Source organism: Pseudomonas sp. 32_A (genome assembly GCF_017490905.1).
Lineage (GTDB): Bacteria > Pseudomonadota > Gammaproteobacteria > Pseudomonadales > Pseudomonadaceae > Aquipseudomonas > Aquipseudomonas inefficax.
In genome coordinates this window covers 1-17,909 of record NZ_JAFGYI010000035.1, presented here as the reverse complement: position 1 = coordinate 17,909, position 17,909 = coordinate 1, and the positions used below count along the sequence as shown (strand labels likewise).

13 protein-coding genes and 1 pseudogene are annotated in these 17,909 nt (G+C 61.5%); 4 read left to right on the top strand and 10 right to left on the bottom strand.

From position 1 onward, the window contains the following. Genes J5M58_RS19560 through J5M58_RS19545 form a run of 4 tightly spaced genes read left to right on the top strand, consistent with a single transcriptional unit; the run spans position 1 to position 5,956 of the window. The gene (locus J5M58_RS19560) at positions 1-4,356 is read left to right on the top strand and encodes an RHS repeat-associated core domain-containing protein (protein ID WP_207879232.1); all 4,356 of its coding nucleotides are present in this window, start codon (positions 1-3) and stop codon (positions 4,354-4,356) included. Positions 4,357-4,366: 10 nt separating this feature from the next. Then, on the top strand, positions 4,367-5,023 hold the full coding sequence (locus tag J5M58_RS19555; protein WP_112253427.1) for a hypothetical protein: 657 nt from the start codon (positions 4,367-4,369) through the stop codon (positions 5,021-5,023). 25 nt (positions 5,024-5,048) lie between these two features. Further along, positions 5,049-5,297 (top strand): hypothetical protein, encoded by a 249-nt coding sequence (locus J5M58_RS19550; RefSeq protein ID WP_207879231.1) that lies wholly within the window; start codon positions 5,049-5,051, stop codon positions 5,295-5,297. An 8-nt stretch (positions 5,298-5,305) separates the two neighbouring features. Then, positions 5,306-5,956, top strand: a complete 651-nt coding sequence (locus J5M58_RS19545) for a hypothetical protein (RefSeq protein ID WP_368857204.1) — start codon at positions 5,306-5,308, stop codon at positions 5,954-5,956. 1 nt (position 5,957) lies between these two features. On the opposite strand, the gene J5M58_RS19540 is transcribed toward J5M58_RS19545, so the two are convergent. The 10 genes and pseudogenes from J5M58_RS19540 to J5M58_RS19495 all read right to left on the bottom strand — a co-directional run. Then, complete coding sequence (locus J5M58_RS19540; RefSeq protein WP_207879230.1) at positions 5,958-6,854, bottom strand: LysR family transcriptional regulator; 897 nt, start codon at positions 6,852-6,854, stop codon at positions 5,958-5,960. Between the two features lie 173 nt (positions 6,855-7,027). Continuing rightward, positions 7,028-9,064, bottom strand: a complete 2,037-nt coding sequence (locus tag J5M58_RS19535; protein ID WP_207879222.1) for a pyridoxamine 5'-phosphate oxidase family protein — start codon at positions 9,062-9,064, stop codon at positions 7,028-7,030. 27 nt (positions 9,065-9,091) lie between these two features. Continuing rightward, positions 9,092-9,721 carry a glutathione S-transferase family protein gene (locus J5M58_RS19530; protein WP_112253423.1) on the bottom strand — a complete coding sequence of 210 codons (630 nt, stop codon included), beginning with the start codon at positions 9,719-9,721 and terminating at the stop codon, positions 9,092-9,094. Positions 9,722-10,000: 279 nt separating this feature from the next. Continuing rightward, positions 10,001-10,558 (bottom strand): UPF0149 family protein, encoded by a 558-nt coding sequence (locus J5M58_RS19525; RefSeq protein ID WP_112253422.1) that lies wholly within the window; start codon positions 10,556-10,558, stop codon positions 10,001-10,003. Between the two features lie 5 nt (positions 10,559-10,563). Continuing rightward, positions 10,564-11,115, bottom strand: coding sequence for a UPF0149 family protein (locus J5M58_RS19520; RefSeq protein ID WP_112253421.1), 552 nt, complete (start codon positions 11,113-11,115; stop codon positions 10,564-10,566). A gap of 92 nt (positions 11,116-11,207) precedes the next feature. After that, the gene (locus J5M58_RS19515; protein WP_112253420.1) at positions 11,208-12,197 is read right to left on the bottom strand and encodes an asparaginase; all 990 of its coding nucleotides are present in this window, start codon (positions 12,195-12,197) and stop codon (positions 11,208-11,210) included. Beyond that, positions 12,194-13,348: a hypothetical protein gene (locus J5M58_RS19510; RefSeq protein WP_207879220.1), complete on the bottom strand. Its 1,155-nt coding sequence runs from the start codon at positions 13,346-13,348 to the stop codon at positions 12,194-12,196. The genes J5M58_RS19515 and J5M58_RS19510 overlap by 4 nt, the downstream gene beginning before the upstream one ends. A gap of 10 nt (positions 13,349-13,358) precedes the next feature. Continuing rightward, positions 13,359-14,255, bottom strand: a complete 897-nt coding sequence (locus J5M58_RS19505) for a nitrilase family protein (protein ID WP_207879218.1) — start codon at positions 14,253-14,255, stop codon at positions 13,359-13,361. A gap of 144 nt (positions 14,256-14,399) precedes the next feature. After that, a pseudogene (locus J5M58_RS19500) lies at positions 14,400-16,336 on the bottom strand (flavin monoamine oxidase family protein). A gap of 143 nt (positions 16,337-16,479) precedes the next feature. Continuing rightward, positions 16,480-17,909, bottom strand: a 1,430-nt coding sequence (locus J5M58_RS19495; RefSeq protein WP_207879216.1) for an acetolactate synthase large subunit, incomplete at its 5' end; no start/stop codon positions are given.

Genomic DNA, 17,909 nt, shown 5'->3' with positions numbered 1-17,909 from the left:
ATGTCCGACGCCCTGTGGGCCGCCCGCGAAGGCGACGCGCTTATGCACACCTCGATGCTGGCGGACATTGTCGGCGGTGTACTGGAAATCGCCGCCACCGTGGCCATCGGCGCCCTGGCCACTGCCGCCGTGGCGGCAGCGTTCGGCTTGACCGTGGCCACCGGTGGCCTGGGCTGCTTCGTGCTGGGCGCGGTGGTTGGCCTGGTGGTCGGTGTGGTCATGGCCAAGACCGGCGCCGATACCGGCCTGAGCCGATTATGCGAGGGCATCGGCAATTTCCTGTTCCCGCCGTCGGTGCAGGCCACCATCATCAGTGGCTCGCCGAACACCCGCACCAACGGCATGCGCGCGGCACGTGCTGCCGGCATCGTCACTGGCCCGCCGGCACCGCTGGAGCAGGCCGGCGCCGAGGCTGGCGAGGCGAAGGAAGAAAGTTTCCTGGACATGGCCAAGGGCTTCTTCTCGCAGATGTGGCGGCCGACCGTGGCCACGCCCGCTGCCAATACCTTGCCAGCACCGGACGACAAGGTACTGTGCAGCAAGCACCCGCCAATGCCACCGCAGTACCTGGCCGAAGGGTCAAGCAAGGTGCTGATCAATGGCCACCCGGCCTGCCGCAGCGGTGACCGCAGCACCTGCGAAGCGGTGATCGTCGACGGTGGCCTGGTATCGAGCAACGTGCGCATCGGCGGTGAACCGATCGTTGTGCGCGAGATCCGCAGCGGCAAGACGCCGGGCATCGGCCTGGCAGTGACCGCGCTGATGCTGCTGCGCGGGCGTGGCGGCAAGTTCTACAGCAAGTTCGGCTGCATGCTGGTGGGCGGGGTGAGCAGCGTCGTAACCGGCCAGGTGACCAGCGCCCTCACCCAGGCCATGGCCGGTTCGCCCAACCCGGTACATGCGGCGACCGGCGGCAAGGTCCTGTGTGGCGATGAAGACCTCGACTTCACCGTGCAGGCCACCCTGCCGATCGCCTGGCAACGCCTCTACAACAGCCACGACGAGCGGGTCGATGGCTTGTTCGGCGCGGGCTGGAGCCTGCCTTACGAAGTTTCGGTAGAGGTCAGCGAAGACGATCACCTGGTGCTGGTCGACGAGCAGGCCCGCCGGGTGGACATGGGCATCATCACCTTGGGTGATGCGGTGTTCAGCGTCGGTGAAGGGCTGAGCGTACGCCGGGCGCACAACGGCGAGCTGCTGACCGAAAGCCGCGAAGGCGAGTATCGGCTGTTCCAGCCGACCCCGGGGCGGCCTGACCGACTGCGCCTTAGCCAGATCGGTGATCGCAACGACAACCGGATCTACCTGGACTACGACAACCAGGGCCGCCTTTGCCAGTTGCGCGATACCTTCGACCAGGTGCGTGTCCGGCTCGGCTACAGCGAGCAATGGCCACAGCGAGTGAGCCACGTCGACTTCCACGCGGCGAGCGGCGAATCGCAACGCTTGGCCAGCTATGGCTATGACGCCAACGGTGACCTGGCTCAGGTGCTGGATGGCGCAAGCCAGCCGCTGCGCGGCTTTGCCTACGACGCCGCCCGACGCATGATCGAACACCGTACTGGCGGCGGCCTGTGTTGCAACTACGAATGGGCGCAGCATGAGGACGGTTGGCGGGTGGTGCGACACTGGACCAACGGCGGCGACAGCTACGCCTTCGAATACGATGTGGCCGCAGGCATCACGCGGGTGACCGACAGCCTTGGCCGCGTCGCCGTGCGCCACTGGAACCCGCAGTATCAGATCACCGCCTACACCGATGCACTCGAGCGGACCTGGCGCTTCGAATGGAACGACGAGCGCCAGTTGCTCGCGGCGAGCGACCCCATGGATGGACGCTGGCAGTTTTTCTACGATGAGTCGGGCAACCTTGCCGAAACGGTCGACCCGCTGGGGCGTAGCGAGTCGACCGAGTGGCTCGAGCATTGGTCGCTGCCTCGCAGCCAGACCGACCAGGCCGGCCACCGCTGGACATTCGCCTACGACCAACGCGGCAACTGCACGCGCGAAACCGACCCGCTGGGCCAGCACACACGGTATCGCCATGACAGCCAGGGCAACCCTGTCGAAATCATCGATGCCAATGGTTCCAGCCGCCACCTGCGCTGGAACGAGCAAGGGCTGCTGGTCGAACAGCGGGACTGCTCCGGCTACCTGACCCGCTTCGCCTACGACACCCTGGGCCACTTGCGATCGATCACCGACGCCCAGGGCGAGCGCACCGACTACCAGCATGACAGCAAGGGTCGCTTGCGTAGCGTGACCTTGCCCGATGGCCGCAGCGAAGCGTTTGCCCTCGATGCCAGCGGCTTGTTGGTTCAGCACCTCGATCCGGCAGGTCACGTTACCCAATACCGGCGTAACCGCCGCGGGCAACTGGAACTGCGCACCGATGCGCTCGGCCGGCAGGTACGCTACCAGTACGATAACCATGGGCGCCTGCTCGCGCTGTACAACGAAAATGGCGAAGCCTACGGTTTCGAATGGGATGCAGGCGACCGGCTGATCGCCGAACGCGACCTGGACGGCGGCTTGCGGCGCTACCAGTACGACCCACTGGACAACCTTGTCCAGGTGACCTTCCTGCCTGCACCGGGCAGCGCAGAAGCGCCCATTATTCATCGCATGGCGTATGACGCCGGCGGTCGCCTGCTGACCCGCCATACCGATGAGGGACGCACCGACTACTGCAACGACGCATTGGACAACGTGGTTGCGATCCGCCGTACCGCCGTGGATGGCCAGGTCGAGGAACTGGGCTTCGCCTTCGATGCACTGAGCCAGTTGCTCGAAGAACACAGCGCGCAGGGCAGCGTGCAGTACCAGTACGACCCGCTCGGCAATGTCACCCGCACGCGAGTCCCCGACGGCCGCTGGATCAACCGCCTGTACTACGGCAGCGGGCACCTGCACCAGATCAACCTCGATGGCAAGGTGGTGTGCGATTTCGAGCGTGACCGCGTACACCGGGAGACGCTGCGTCTGCAGGGCAACCTGGCGATTCAACGCCAGTACGACCGTGGTGGGCGCCTGCGCACTCTGCTGCGCCGCCCGGCAACCCAACCCAGCCAGCTGCCGGCGCCAGACCAGCAGCGGTACCAGTTCGACGCGGCCGACCAACTGGCCGTACGCGAGGTGCAGCACCCCGGCAGCGGCTATTTGCAGGCTTATCAGCATGATGGCTGCGGCCATGTGCTGGGGCGCCAGGACAGCCCTGCCGGCCAGCGCGAAGCATTCCGCTACGACCCGGCCGGCAACCTGCTCGACCCGCTGGCGGCAGGTGCCGGGCTGATCCGGCACAACCGCGTGCTCACTTTCGAGGACAAGCGCTATCGCTACGATGGCTTCGGTCGCCTGGTGGAAAAGCGCAGCCGCCGCCGCGGTACGCAGCATTTTCGCTACGACGCCGAGCACCGGCTGGTCCAGGTGCGCAACCTGCAACCCGGGCGGGAACGCATCATCGACATGCGCTACGACCCGATGGGCCGGCGCACCGAGAAGATCGAATCGACGCTCGACGGCCAGGTGGTCGGCCGCACCCGCTTCAGCTGGAGTGGCCTGCGCCTGCTCGGCGAGCAGCACAATGGCCGGCAGGCGCTGTACCTGTACGAGGACGATGGCCACGAACCGCTGGCCCGGGTGGACAGCCTGGGTACTCACCAGCAAGTGCTGCATTACCACAATGACATCAACGGCCTGCCGGAGCAGTTGACCGATGACGCTGGCGAGGAGGTGTGGTCGGCGCGCTACCTGACCTGGGGCGCAAGCTGGGATGAACAGCGGGCTACCCGTCTGCCGGAAGAACAGAACCTGCGCTTCCAGGGCCAGTACCTGGACCGCGAAACCGGCCTGCACTACAACCTGTTCCGCTTCTACGACCCGGAGATAGGCCGCTTTACCCAGCCTGACCCGATTGGTCTGGCCGGTGGTTTGAACCTTTACGAGTATGCGCCCAACCCGTTTACCTGGATCGACCCATGGGGGCTGCTCAAAGAAGGCGAATCCGCAGGCTTCGGCACCGATGCTCATAAAAAAGACGGCCACGATGCCCATGAAATCATGCGTCACAAGTTCATGCAGGACAAAGGTATCGCCACGACTAACCGGGTAAAAGGCAACCCGGCAATGGCGCTCAAGCGTAGCAACCACACCATGGTTCACGACGAGGAGCGCCGCTTGCGAGCACTACGAGGACTGGGGCCAAACCAGATGCTCAAGCGCGGCAAACTGGAAATCCGACTGATGTCCGAAGCTATCTACAACACATTGGTTACCCGTAATATCGTGACCCAGGACCAACTCCGCACCGCCAGGCGGCTAGCCCGGTCATATGCAAAAAGCAAGGGATGTTATTGACGTGCATTCAATGAAGATCGTGTTTACCGAAGAAGACAAAGGCTTCGGTCAGGTGGGTGGCAGCGTCCGCATGGACGACCCAGGCTTGTGGCCTTTGTCGCCCGACACCCAGGAGCCGATGACGCCTCTGTGTACGGTCACGGAAAACTTCCTGCCGGCTAAAATCTTTCCGCCCGGCATGGCTGCCACGGTATTCATCACAGCTCGAAAACAGCGCGCCGGCGGCTTCAAGCAATCCGTCGTCAGCCGCTACTCACTTCATGAGCAAGCGGAGCTACCCGGTATCCACAATGGTTACGCACGGTTCATTCTCCACCGGCTGTGTGAGGAGGAGTTACCAGCCCCGCCTGGAACGCTCTTGCTGGAGCGCCGTTTTATCGACTTCGAGCCAATGACCGAAGAGGAATTCGCCGAAGAGCACGATGACGAGGACTCCGGTCTTGGCATCAGCAAGCAACTCGGTCGAGCAGCCTGGATGCAAGATCCCATCTATGTTCCAAGCCGGTACCTGCTTCTTTTACAACTGACCGACTACGAAATCAGCCGCTGGGCCCCACAGCAGGAAGGGATCTTCCTGGATGGCATCGGTTACATCTATCTGGACAAGCAAGCCCGACGAAAAAACCAAGGCGACGAAGCCGGGTTCTTTTTCGTTCAGTACGCCTGAATGGCCGAAAGAACATGCCTCTGATATGAACATTTACTATTTAGACAACCTGCCATCCCCTTGGGGAGACTGGGGCGCGGCACTGCTTCAGGGGATGATCGCCTGGGATGAAGATACCGACATAGACAGCATCAAGCGCGCCGGCGATGAACAGGCCGACTTTTTCAAAGGCGATGTTTATCGTGGGTATTTTCTGAGCGAATGCGCCAAGGAATGGCTGGAAAGGCAATGTCCAGGATGCTTTACCTTCACCCTGCTTTCCTGTGCGTCATGAAGAAAATCGTGCTGTCCCAACAAGATCGCGGCTTTGGCCAGATCGGTGGTGCGCCTTTGCTCAAGGACCTTTCCCTGTGGCCGGCCAATCCGCAAACCGGTGGGCTTATGACGCCCATCCTGACCCTTACCGAACAGTTCCAACCGGCCCGGTTCGTCCCGCCAGGCATGGCTATCACCGTTTTCCTTGCAGTCGAGCAACAGCAGGACGGTAGCTTCAACCGCCCACTTCAACGTCGCTATACGGTCAATCAGCAGTCTGAACTGCAGAGCGTCATCAGCGCTGGCTTTGCCCGGGTCATCCTGCATGAACTCGCCAGCCAGCCACTGCAGCCCAGTACCCCGCCCCTGCTGCTGGAGCGAGCGTTCATCGATTTCGAAGAGATGACCGACGAGGAGCATGATGAGGAGCATGAGGATGAGGACAGCGGGATCGGCCTGAGCAAACCCAGCGGCAGGCCCTGCTGGCTGCAGGATCCGATCTACGAACCACCGCGCTACATGTTCATGATGCAACTGGTGGACGCCGACGTGGCCAAAGCCAGTCCGCAACATGTTGGGCTGTTTGGCGAAGGTAACGGCTTCCTGTTCGTGGACATGCAGGCGCGCCGTGGCAAGGAAGGCGATGACGCCGGGTTCTTCTTCATTCAGTTCACCTGAATCAGTCCAGCTGCCGAGCCCTCAGCGCCTGCGCCAGCATGTCAATGAAGGCCCGGACCTTGGCTGAACCGTACTTGCTCTCCCGGTGCAGTATATGGATCGGCCAAGGCGCCTCTTCGTAATCGGCCAGGATCACCTGCAGCTGCCCGCTGGCCAATTCATCTGCGACCTGATACGACAGCAGGCGGGCAATGCCCAACCCGCCGCTGGCCGCAGCGATCGCCCCGTCATTGCTGGTCACCATCAAGCGGGGTTTCATGCGCACCAGGGTCGGTTCATCGGTTATTCCGAAACGCCAGCCGGCTCGCGGCGACAGGTTTGTGGTACCGATCACCGCATGTTCCGCCAGGTCGGACGGGTGCTTTGGCACGCCATGACGCGCCAGGTATTCGGGAGAGGCGCACAGCATGCGTCGGACCCTGCCCACCCGCAGTGCTTTGAGCCCGGAGTCGGGCAAGGGGCCGATACGAACGGCCACGTCCATGCCCTCCTCCACCATGTTGACTATGCGGTCGAGGAAGTAGGCGGAAACGTCAACCTCGGGGTACTGCTGCAGGTAGCGGACGATGCACGGCATGACGAACTTCTTGCCGAACAGGATGGGCGCAGTAACGGCCAGGTCGCCCTTGGGCGTAGCGTTGATGCCGGCGGCGGCTTCGTTGGCCTCGTGGATGCTGGCGAGGATATGCCGGGTGTCTTCCAGGTAGCGGCCACCGGCTTCGGTCAGGCGTACATTGCGAGTGGTGCGCAGCAGCAGCTTGACCCCGAGTTGCTCCTCCAGCGCGCTGACGGCGCGAGTGACTGCGGCTGGGGAAATGTCCAGGCGGCGGGCAGCGGCGGCGAAGCTTTCCAGCTCGCCGACGGCAACGAACACCTTCATCAGGTGGATCTGGTCCATGCGGGCTCCTGGGGCCATGAAGTGGTGGGATTATCTTTCTATCTGGGCGTTTTGTGTTGTCTGTTCTGGCCTCATCGCCGGCAAGCCAGCTTCCACAGGTACTCTACAGCTGCCGAAACCTGTGGAGTACCTGTGGAAGCTGGCTTGCCGGCGATGAGGCCGGTACAGGCATATCAGATATCCAGTACCAACACCTGCCCTCCCTCTTCCACCCGCGCCGGTATCGCGCAACAGATTAGCGCAGTACCACTTTCCGGCATTTCCGCTGGCGGATTCGGGTAATGCACCTGGCCACTGACCAACCGGGCCTTGCAGGTACCGCACGATCCACCTCGGCAACTGAACTCCGGCGCCAGCCCACGCGCCTCGGCCAACTCCAGCAGCGTACCGCTACCGGGCGCCCAGCGCGCCTCCTTGGCCGAAGCCGCAAAGTACACCGGCACCGGCTCGCTGGCCGCCGGCGGTTGTTGCAGGGTGGGCTGGTCATCGTCGGTGTGCCGCCGGAGCGTCGACGGGCCAAAGGCTTCGGCATGGATCCGCGCATCTGGCACATGCACCCCGCGCAGCCCTTCATACAGGTCCTGGGTAAAACTGCCCGGGCCGCACAGGTAGAAATCGTAGTCGTCCAGCGCAAGCGTCGCCTTGACCTGCTCGATACCCAGCCGACCGGCAAACTCGTAATCACGCCCCACCAGCGCATGCTCTTCCGGCTGGCTCAGGGCGCGGTGCACGTGCAGCAGGCCGCCGGCCTGTTGCCGCAAGCTTGCCAGCTCCTCACGGAACGGCAGGTCGGCCAGGCTGCGCGCACCATGGAACAGATGGATGCACCGTGCCCGCCCCTTGCTCAACTGCTCGCGCAGCATGGCCAGTAACGGCGTGATACCAACACCCGCGCCGATCAGCACCAGCGGCCGTGTGCTCTGCTGGTCCAGCGTGAAGCTGCCCATCGGCGGGCGCACGTTCAGTACATCGCCGGGCACGACACGCTCATGCAGGTGCCGTGAGACCGGGCCCTGGGCTTTGACACTGATGCGCAGGTAGCCGTCGGAAGGCGCGCTGGACAGGCTGTAGGTACGGATCAGTGCTGCCTCGCCGTCGAGCTGGACTTGCACCGGAACATGCTGCCCTGGCGCAAAAGCCATCGCACTGCCAGCAGGAGGCTCAAGGTAGAACGAGCGGATATCGCGACTTTCCTGCTCCACCCGCAGCACACGCCAGGCCTGCCATTGGCGCTGCTGTTGGCGTTGCTGCAGGCGTATGTCGGCCTCGGCCCAGGTGCCGGTCATCAGGCTGGTCGGCGCGTACTCCTTGAAGGCCCAACGCAGGGAAACGGCAGCCGGGCGCCATACCACCTGCTCTACCTCCAGCGTCCACAAGCGCTCGGCGCCTTCGAACGCCTGGATGGCCGGGCTGTCCAGCAGCAACTCGGCATGCCCATAGAGCTGCAACACGTTGCCGTTGCTGAAATCGATGAACAGCAACCCTGCTTGCGGGTTCACCAGCAGGTTGCCCAAGGTGTTGAAGTGCAGGTTGCCAGCATAGTCGGGAATGGTCAGGCGGTTGCCTTCGACCTTGACGAACCCGGGCCGCCCGCCACGGTGGGAGACATCCACCGAACGCTGGCCGTCGTCATGCTCGACATAGCTGGCGACAAAGAAAGTATCGGCTGCCTGGATAATGCTGACAGCCGAGGCATCGAGTGTCGTCGCATCGACACGCCCCTGGGCGGGTTCTGCGACGCGGGTGTAGTCACGCAGCTGGATGTACTGCGGGCAGTTGCCGAACGACTGCTCCACAGTCACCTGCAGTTGCCTGTCGCCGGCCTCGCGAATCTGCCCGTTGAGGCGGTTGCGCCGGCGAGTGTGCAGTTCGATCCCCAACAGGCCGACCGCCTGCCCGGCTGCCAGCCCCGGGGTAGCGGGATCGTCTGCCGGCAGTTGAGTGTCGATCGTCAGCTGGCGCGGGTCCGGCGAGCTGACGAAACCTTCCGGCCCTTCCAGCAGCGTCGCCCAGGGCCGCCCCAGTGCGTCCACGCTGGCAGCGACCATGAATGGCAACTGGTTATAGAAAATACGATGCTGATCGGGCATGTAGTCACGAATGACCTTCTGCCCGAACGCCTCCATGCGCTCCGCGACACCGGCTTTTTCCTGCAGGGTCTTCTCTCCCGCATGCCAGGGGGAGGAGTGGTGGTCCGGGTTCTGTTGCATGGCGGCGTTCCTCGCAGTGGCTGAGCGTCAGGCGCTGGTCTGCAGGCCGATCACGGTGCGTGGCATGGGCACGAAGCGCGGCAGCGCCTCGATCCGCGCCAGCCAGCCGCGTACGTTGGCATAGGGCTCCAGCGACACATTGCCCTCAGGTGCATGGGCGATGTACGAGTAGTTGGCGATATCGGCGATGGTGGGTGTGCTACCCGCCAGGAAGGGCCTGTTGGCCAGCTCGGCGTCGATCACTTTCAGCAGGGTGTGGGCGCGGGTAATCACTTCATCGGTGTTGAACGAGGCACCGAACACCGTGACCAGACGCGCAGCAGCAGGGCCGAAGGCCAACGGGCCGGCAGCGACAGAAAGCCAGCGCTGGACGCGGGCGGCGGCAGCGGGTTCCTCGGGGAGCCAGGTGCCGTTATCGTACTTCTTGGCCAGGTACACCAGGATGGCATTGGAGTCGGCGACCACCGTGCCGTTGTCATCAATGACCGGGACCTGGCCGAACGGGTTGAGGGCGAGGAAGTCCGGCTGCTTGTGCGCGCCTTTGGCCAAGTCGACGAACACCAGCTCGGTGGGAAGGTTCAGCAGCGAGAGCATCAGCTCGATGCGGTGGGCGTGGCCGGACTTGGGGAAGTTGTAAAGCTTGATCGGGTTCGACATGGGCTTGGCTCCTCGTCAGCACCGGGATGGGCTGGTGGAGCACATGCTGCACTGGTTCGACTGACAGCAGAATCCGCGTGGCGGGGAAACCATAATTTCGCGAGGCGGAATAATGCACTCAGGCTTCTGCCCTCTTCGCGGGCAAGCCCGCTCCAAAAGCATTACACCCTCCCGTGGAAGCGGCTTTAGCCGCGAAGAATCCAACACGGTGCCTGGCACCGGCTGCGCCGGTGTTCGCGGCTAAAGCCGCTCCCACAGGTCCCTGCTAAATCAGAGAAATCAACCCAATCGCTGCTGCCGTTGGTAGAGGTAAAGAACATGCACAGCATCAACCACCAACGGCACAGTGGCCTGGTGTTCTTCGAGGCTCATCTTGTCCAGGACGGAAAAATTTTCCTCCGAACCGTGCAAGGCAATAGCGTCGAGATATTCTTGAAGATGGGCAGGTAATTCTGTCCATCGTCCCAAACGAACACCCCGCATGTACCCGAAGCACCACTCTTCAAGCACTACAATTTCGCCCTGCGCAGTATCTCTGACCTCAAAGAACAGATTCAGCTCATCCGTGGCTTCGCTGAGCATAATCGCGACGGTGTTGTAAAACTTGATGATCAAATCCGTGTAGCGCTGAGCCTGGGCCTTGCTTTTGAACCGAGGCAGTTTGCCGCCAGAAACCTCCGGCAACCACTCACTTGGTGGCAGCAGATGCGGCGAGCTGCATAGGGCATTCACAAAGCCATCGAGTTCACTGACATCAAGTATCGCGTCATCATTGCCATACTTGAAAAGCAGCTCTCCCAGCTCGTCCAACTCCTGGTCGGTGATGGGGTTACTCATAGAGGTCAATCCTGCAGCCGGTGGTAACGGTAAAGCTTGCGTGCCGCCTCGGTCACCTGAGGCACGCAGGCCTGGATATCCGCTTCGCTCATCTGGTCCAATAGCTCGAAGTTGTCCTCCAGCCCATGCAGCGAAATGGCCTTGAGCAGTTGGTCCTGCTCCGGCGGCAGCTCGGCCCAGCCGGCGACCTGGGTGCCGCGCATGTAGCCAAAGCACCACTCCTCCATGATGATTACATTGCCCTCTTCGCCTTCGCTTTCTTCGAACAGCGGCTCAAAGTGGTCGACATCGTCGCCCAACTCCTCCGCCACCTGGCTGGCATAGCGCAGCATCAATGCCGTATACGCCTCTTCATGCGCCGGCTTCTTGAATTTCGGCACCTTGCCGCCGGCCACCGCAGGCAGCCACTGTTCAGGCATGACGGTAGTCGGCGAGCTGGCCAGGGCAGTGAAAAAGCCATTGAGCTCGGCCAGGTTGAGTACCGAGTAGTCATTGCCGTAGGTGATCAGCAGGTCTTCAAGGCGGTCGAGTTCTTTTTCGCTGAGAGGGGGGAGCATGGCGTGGACATCCTGGGAAGCAAAAGTGTGTGCACCCTAGCACAGCAACGTCCGAAGGGCTGCCCGCGCTTGCAGCTACGCGGGCAGATTATCTAACGTGGCAACCAGCCATGCAGCTGCTGCTGCCTGCCCGTGCCGATCAACAGCCACAGCAAAATACGACATTTGCGCGGGCAGAGCTGCCCGCCCATGTGTACCCCCTTGGCCTGCAGGTCGATCTCGGCTCCGGTAAAACCGTAGGAGGCCGAGGCTGTGGGACCACTGCCTGTGCGGGTGGCAACAATCACAGGCAAGGTGGGCGCGAGATGGCCAAGCACTTCGGACCAGCTAGCGGAAACGTGACCGGCACCGAAACCGGCTATGACCAGTCCCTCATAGCCCAGTGTCGCTACAGCCTTCAACAACGCCGTATCTGCGTCCAGGCACGCTTCCAGCATTGCAACCCGATGCTCGGTACGATGCGGTAACGGCAGCACCTCTCGTGGGACTGGCGGTTGACGATATACCACGACACCTTCCACAACATCGCCCAGTGCTCCGCACCCGGGCGATTCGAATGCAGCCATCGCGAGGCTTGCCGTCTTGCGAACCCTTGCAGCGCAGTGGACCTGATCATTCATCAGCACCAGAACACCGCGACCACGACTGCCAGGCGCCAATGCCACCTGCGCCGCAGCCAGCAGATTGGCCGGGCCGTCGTTGCCCGGCTGGCTGGCCGCGCGCATGGCACCGGTCATTACCAATGGCACATCGAACGGCCAGAGCAGATCAAGGAAATACGCCGTTTCCTCGAGGCTGTCGGTACCTTGGGTCAGTATCACCGCGTGTGCTCCACGAGCCACCTCGCCCCGGGCCCAGGCCAGCACCTCGAGCATCGCCGCAAAGCCCAGCGAGGCACTGGGGAGCAGGCCCAGAGTGACAGCCTCAAGATGGGCCATCTCACGCAGCTGTGGCAACTCGGCCAGTTGCTCAGCGCAGTCAAGCTTGGGCATCACCCCGCATTCGCTTGCACTTGTCCGCATACTCACCGTCCCTCCCAGGCTGGCGATCGACAACCTGGGCAGGTTTGCATGCGCTTTCATACGCCACCTCCAGCAAGCAGCCCGACCAGCGGAACGATCGCCAGTGTGCTGATGGCCATCGACACTACATTGCCGATGTAACCATGCATGTAGGCTGGCAAGCGCTGACTGATGGCCACTGCCAACGGTGGCGCTACCAGCGCACCCAGCACTGCACTGGCTACGACCACTTGCCAGCCTCCACCGTGGGTGAGCACAGCGGCAGGGACGATCGAGACGATGGGAATGTAAGTGGGGTACCAGCCTCGCGCCTGCCATTGGCGACGCCAGAACACGACACCTACCAGTGATGCCAGCGCCTGCCCGGCAACCATCGGAATCAGCAGCAGCGAACCGTAGACCGGCGCAGCGGGGGCCAGCATGTAAGCCAGAAACACCCCCAGCAGTAGCCCGAGGCTGGCCAGTTCATTGCCGAAGAATGGCGCTTCGCTGAAATCGGCCAGTACACGCCGCAGGGTCCAGAACACACCGTAGTCGGGTTGGGCCGCAACGGGTTCATGTGTGGTGGGCGGATGGCTGGGCCGTACCCATGATGGAAAGTGCCAGCACAGCATGAACGCCACCACGCTTGCCAGCGCCATGCCACTTACGTTGCCGACTACCACCGGCAACTGCAGGGGATAGCACAGGTAGTTGACCATCAGCAGGCTGGCAGGTGTTACCAACAGCGCTCCCAGCAGTGCGCCGCTGATGGTCACCCGCCAACCCGCACCAAACAACAGCACCATGGCTGCTGGCAACGATACGAAAGCAACGAAGGTCGGTTGCCAGGTGCCACTGGCCAATGTCCATCCCCACAACGCGTGACTGAGCAACAAGCCCAGCAGCGAACTGGTGAACACCCACGGCCATAATCCGCTGCCGTAGCAGATGGCAAAGCCGTGCCAGCGATACCCGCGCACGTGGGCCCAGTGCGCCAGGCAAGCTCCCAATAGCAAGCCCAGGGCAGGCAACTCATGCTTGTAGAAGGCCACTTCGCTGATATCACCAACTATCCAGCGCAGGCGGCTGAGCGGCTGATCAAGCGTCGCGGCCAGTTGCGTGTAGTCCGGCCATTGGCCCTGTACGAGGCTGGCAACCAGCAGCACCAGCAGACAGGCAAGGATCAACACCGACGAACGCTGCCGGTTGGGGAAGAGTAGCGTTTTCATGTGCAACTCCTCAGCGAGGCATAGGTGCATGAAGGCGATAGCCAAGCGTCGCATCGTAAAGATCGGTGCGCCTGTCGCGCGGCAGGTCGTTGAGGCTGTTCCAGATCGGCGCCGAGCGGGCGCTGCTGAGGTCGACATCGGCGTAAAGAATGCACTCCTCCTCTGCATTGGCCACCTCGCCAATGGGCCAGCCATTGGTACCGGCAATCAGTGAACAGCCAAGGAAGCGACCGCCCCGCTCGCTACCTATGCGGTTGGCGGCAGCGATGTAGAGGTTGTTGGCGTGCGCCGCTGTCATGGTCAGGTAGGACGCCATGCAGCGCCCTGCTTCATCGAACAGCGGTGGTGGCGTCCATACCCAGTTGTTCAGGCTGCAGATGATGTCGGCGCCTTGCGCGGCCATCAGCCGCGGCACTTCCGGGAACCAGATATCCCAGCAGATCAGCAGGCCGATACGGCCGATCGGTGTCTCGAACACTGGGAAACCCAGGTCGCCAGGGGTGAACCAGAGCTTTTCCTGGTTCCACAGGTGGGCTTTGCGGTAATGCCCGAGCAAGCCTTTCGGACCGAACAGTACGGCACTGTCGTAGAGTTTCAGCCCCTCGCGTTCGGCAAAACCCGCAGCCAGGTAGACCTGGTACTCCCGGGCGAAATCCGCCCAGGCTTTCAGGCTGCGACCCTCCTCCAGCATTTCGGCATGGGCATAGGCCTCTGCCCGTGTGTGGAAGGTGTAGCCGGTATTGGCCAACTCGGGTAGCACGATCAGGTTGGCGCCTTCACGCGCCGCGCACCGGGCCAATGCCAGGCCCTTGCTAAGGTTGCCATCGCAATTCTCCAGCCCGACCTGAGGGTCGTACTGGATGACGGCGATACGTACAGGGCTGACGGACGTGCAATGTTCGGACATGGCGGCTTCCTTTTATGGTTGTTTTGGAAGGGCGCCAGTAAAGCGGGGTTGGGCTGGGGAGTGACAGTCGGGGAGTTCCTATGGGATCGAAGGACAAGAGAGGTCTTCCAGTAGGAAATTCCCCACAAAAACTCCCGGATGCAGCTATTTCCCAGCTTGATAATGTGGGTAGTGGTTCAGGGTAAAGCCACCGTTGAACGATGCCGATGTTCTGTTGCACAGGTTGATGACCGCATCGAGCGCCGTGCGTAGACACGGCTCGGTCCAGCCGGCGTCAACAGAGAAGGACTCTCCAGCCAGATACAATCCTGAACTGGCACTCAGATCACGGTTGTACTTCATCAGGCTCACTGCATCGTAATAGGTCCCAGCCCGATACAACTTTGCGCAGCCAAGCGCGTTTCGATCAGTCATCCAACGCTGTATGCGAATGTTGCGGGTATCGATATAAGGCGATATGGGTTCAGCCACGTTGCTGCAGCGAAGGAGGATCCGATCGAGTTCCTTCACGCACTTGTGGGCAAGTTCCTCATCTGAGAACGCGGCCAGTTTCGTTGCATCGTCTTCCCAGGTGTAACTGAGCAGGATGCAGTCATCAGCGTAATGGTCGTTGTAGCGATAGGCATAGACATCGTGAACGAAACTGTCAGTGACCAGAATTTGCGGAAAAGCTAGGTTGCGGTCCAGGAAGCTCTTCTTCAGCGGGGCATAGACCTTACAGCTCGTCTCCCAGTGAGCATGCTTCCAGGCATCCAAGATCGTCTGCGGCAACATCTGACGGCTGAAACCGTCGAGGCGGATGTTGGTTTCGATCAGCCAGGAAGGGATGGTCAAGATCACACTGTCGAAGTCTTCATATTGGACGTTCCCCTGCACCGGATCACTGCAATGCCAACGGTATCCGACCCGTATGCGACCATCCTCCAGCTTTTGTAGGGAACAGACCGAAGTGTCGGTTAGTAACCCATCATCTCGTTGCAGCAGGTGGTCACACAGCGAGGAGCCGCCATCCCGGCGTCCAGAAACATGAGGCTTTCGTCCATCGCCGCAAGCCCGATATAGGCGGGCCCCTGAAACATCAACCCTTTACTGTCAGGGACGCTGCTGGCTTCAAGATGGGGCGCAACGTAAGGCATACCGTCCTGGTCAACACGCCCATGCACCAACTGTAGGTGACTGCTAAAGCCAAAGATTGCTGTGCGCAGCGGGTACAGGCAGCAGACATCATAAAACGCTCCCCAGCTACCGTCTCCAATCCCGATTGAATAGAAGATGGCCGACTCGTCGCCACTCATACCTAGACCACCAAAATCACCAGGGTTTGCAGGGTCCCAAGCCGCAAGAGCTGGTAAATGCACCAGATCTCTAAACGATAATCGATGGTAGCGCTCGACGATCGCCGACCACATCGATTCCCAGCTTTCAGTGCCATAACCCGCTGCAATACGCTCGGCGAACTGCTCCGCAAAATGGCGCCATTTATCGTAGACCTGCTGAAGCATCGCAGTGGGGGGTGGTGTGTTTCCTTCAGGATTGCGCCAGACCAACAGCACAGGGTCTCTATTACCCTCTAATTGCCCGTCACGAAGATATATTCCAGTGGCATTCACCCAAGGTGTCCCGGGAGTTGGAAAATCGGAAATTCGTAGCTCGAACAGCTTGGCGTAATAGGCCATAAGCGAGCGCCCATCTTTCGGGGGTTCGCCAGTCCTGTTGAAGAACGGCATGCGCATGGCGCCCATTTCAAAAGGGGTTACAGGCTGCTTTTGATTTCCTGCGTTATTTACCAGCGTGAGATGGCGCCCGCCCACACGCCTGGACTGCTCGATCAAAGTGATACGGGTAAAGCCGCAACGTAGCAATTCACGGGCTGCAGTTAGCCCGGTAACACCAGCACCGACAATACAGATCCGATGATCCGGTTGAGTGGCGCATGCGACTCCGCCCTCTTGTTCGAGTAGACGCCGATAATCAAAGCAAAGATCAGGAGGATTAGGGTAACGCGCAGCCCACGGCTTTACGGGCAGGGATGGCTCGATAGTCAGATCAGCAGGATGGTTGTGTGTAGAGCCGATGGTCATCGGTCTCGTGTTCTCTATGAGTTGAGAACATGAGAATGATCAATCACGAGATGCGTGAAGAGGTTGAATTAGCACCAACCGGCCACCGCAGGATCGTGAGATCGCTGTGATGGCCGGATTGATGTCAATAAAGCCGTTACGCCTTACACCGCCAGCGCGCGCTCACGCAGCTCGCTGTTGAGGATGCGGTCGTTTTCGCTGTAATCGACCGGGCAGTCGATCACGTGCACGCCCGGGGTCTTGATGCAGTGTTCGAGCAACGGCAGCAGGCCTTCGGCGCTTTCCACGCGGTGGCCGTTGGCTCCGTAGGCTTCGGCGTACTTGACGAAGTCCGGGTTGCCGTAATCCAGGCCGAAATCGGTGAAGCCCATGTTCGCCTGCTTCCAGCGGATCATGCCGTAGCCGTCGTCACGCAGGATCACCACGGTGATGTGCATGCCCAAGCGTACTGCAGTCTCCAGCTCCTGGCTGTTCATCATGAAGCCGCCGTCGCCGCACACCGAAATCACCGGGCGGTCCGGGTGCACCAGGTGCGCGGCCATGGCCGATGGCAGGCCGGCGCCCATGGTCGCCAGGGCGTTGTCCAGCAGTACGGTGTTCGGCTTGTGCGCCTTGTAGTTGCGGGCGAACCAGATCTTGTAGATGCCGTTGTCCAGGGCGACGATGCCTTCGGACGGCAGCACGCGACGGATGTCGGCAACCATGCGCTGCGGGTACACCGGGAAGCGGTTGTCGTCGGCACCTTCGGCGATCTGCGCTTCGTTGGCTTCACGAATCGCCATCAGGCGGGTGAAGTCCCAATGGGTGATGTCGGTCAGGGCTTCGCTGATCTGCCATACGGCGTTGGCGATGTCGCCGATCACTTCCACCTGCGGGAAGTACACGGCATCGACTTCGGCGGAGCGGAAGTTGATGTGGATGACCTCGGTGCCACCACGAACCATGAAGAATGGTGGTTTCTCGATCACGTCGTGGCCAATGTTGACGATCAGGTCGGCAGCTTCGACGGCGCGGTGCACGAAGTCACCGGACGACAGTGCAGCGTTGCCCAGGAAGCGCGGATGGCGCTCGTCGACCACGCCTTTGCCCATCTGCGTGGTGATGAACGGGATGCCGGTCTTGTCGATCAGTTGCTTGAGGACCTTGGCAGTCATCTTGCGATTGGCCCCGGCACCGATTACCAGGATAGGGCTGCGGGCTTTCTGCAGTTTTTCCACGGCGGCTTCGATGGCCTTGTGCTCGGCCAGCGGACGGCGGCTCAGGCTAGGCGGGATCGGCAGGCTTTCGGTCTGCTCGGCGGCGATGTCTTCCGGCAGCTCCAGGTGGACCGCGCCCGGCTTCTCTTCTTCGGCCAGGCGGAAGGCTTCGCGCATACGCGCCGGGATGTTGTCGGCGGAGGCGAACTGGTGGGTGTACTTGGTGATGGGGTCCATCATGCCGCACACATCGATGATCTGGAAACGGCCCTGCTTGGACTTCTTGATCGGCTTCTGGCCGGTGATCATCATCATCGGCATGCCGCCCAGGTAGGCGTAGGCGCTGGCGGTGACCAGGTTGGTGGCGCCAGGGCCAA

Bases quoted from the DNA above. Each gene is read 5' to 3' on its own strand.
- J5M58_RS19560 (WP_207879232.1), top strand. From the start codon at position 1: ATGTCCGACGCCCTGTGGGCCGCCCGCGAAGGCGACGCGCTTATGCAC.
- J5M58_RS19555 (WP_112253427.1), top strand. From the start codon at position 4,367: ATGAAGATCGTGTTTACCGAAGAAGACAAAGGCTTCGGTCAGGTGGGT.
- J5M58_RS19550 (WP_207879231.1), top strand. From the start codon at position 5,049: ATGAACATTTACTATTTAGACAACCTGCCATCCCCTTGGGGAGACTGG.
- J5M58_RS19540 (WP_207879230.1), bottom strand. From the start codon at position 6,854: ATGGACCAGATCCACCTGATGAAGGTGTTCGTTGCCGTCGGCGAGCTG.
- J5M58_RS19535 (WP_207879222.1), bottom strand. From the start codon at position 9,064: ATGCAACAGAACCCGGACCACCACTCCTCCCCCTGGCATGCGGGAGAG.
- J5M58_RS19530 (WP_112253423.1), bottom strand. From the start codon at position 9,721: ATGTCGAACCCGATCAAGCTTTACAACTTCCCCAAGTCCGGCCACGCC.
- J5M58_RS19525 (WP_112253422.1), bottom strand. From the start codon at position 10,558: ATGAGTAACCCCATCACCGACCAGGAGTTGGACGAGCTGGGAGAGCTG.
- J5M58_RS19520 (WP_112253421.1), bottom strand. From the start codon at position 11,115: ATGCTCCCCCCTCTCAGCGAAAAAGAACTCGACCGCCTTGAAGACCTG.
- J5M58_RS19515 (WP_112253420.1), bottom strand. From the start codon at position 12,197: ATGAAAGCGCATGCAAACCTGCCCAGGTTGTCGATCGCCAGCCTGGGA.
- J5M58_RS19510 (WP_207879220.1), bottom strand. From the start codon at position 13,348: ATGAAAACGCTACTCTTCCCCAACCGGCAGCGTTCGTCGGTGTTGATC.
- J5M58_RS19505 (WP_207879218.1), bottom strand. From the start codon at position 14,255: ATGTCCGAACATTGCACGTCCGTCAGCCCTGTACGTATCGCCGTCATC.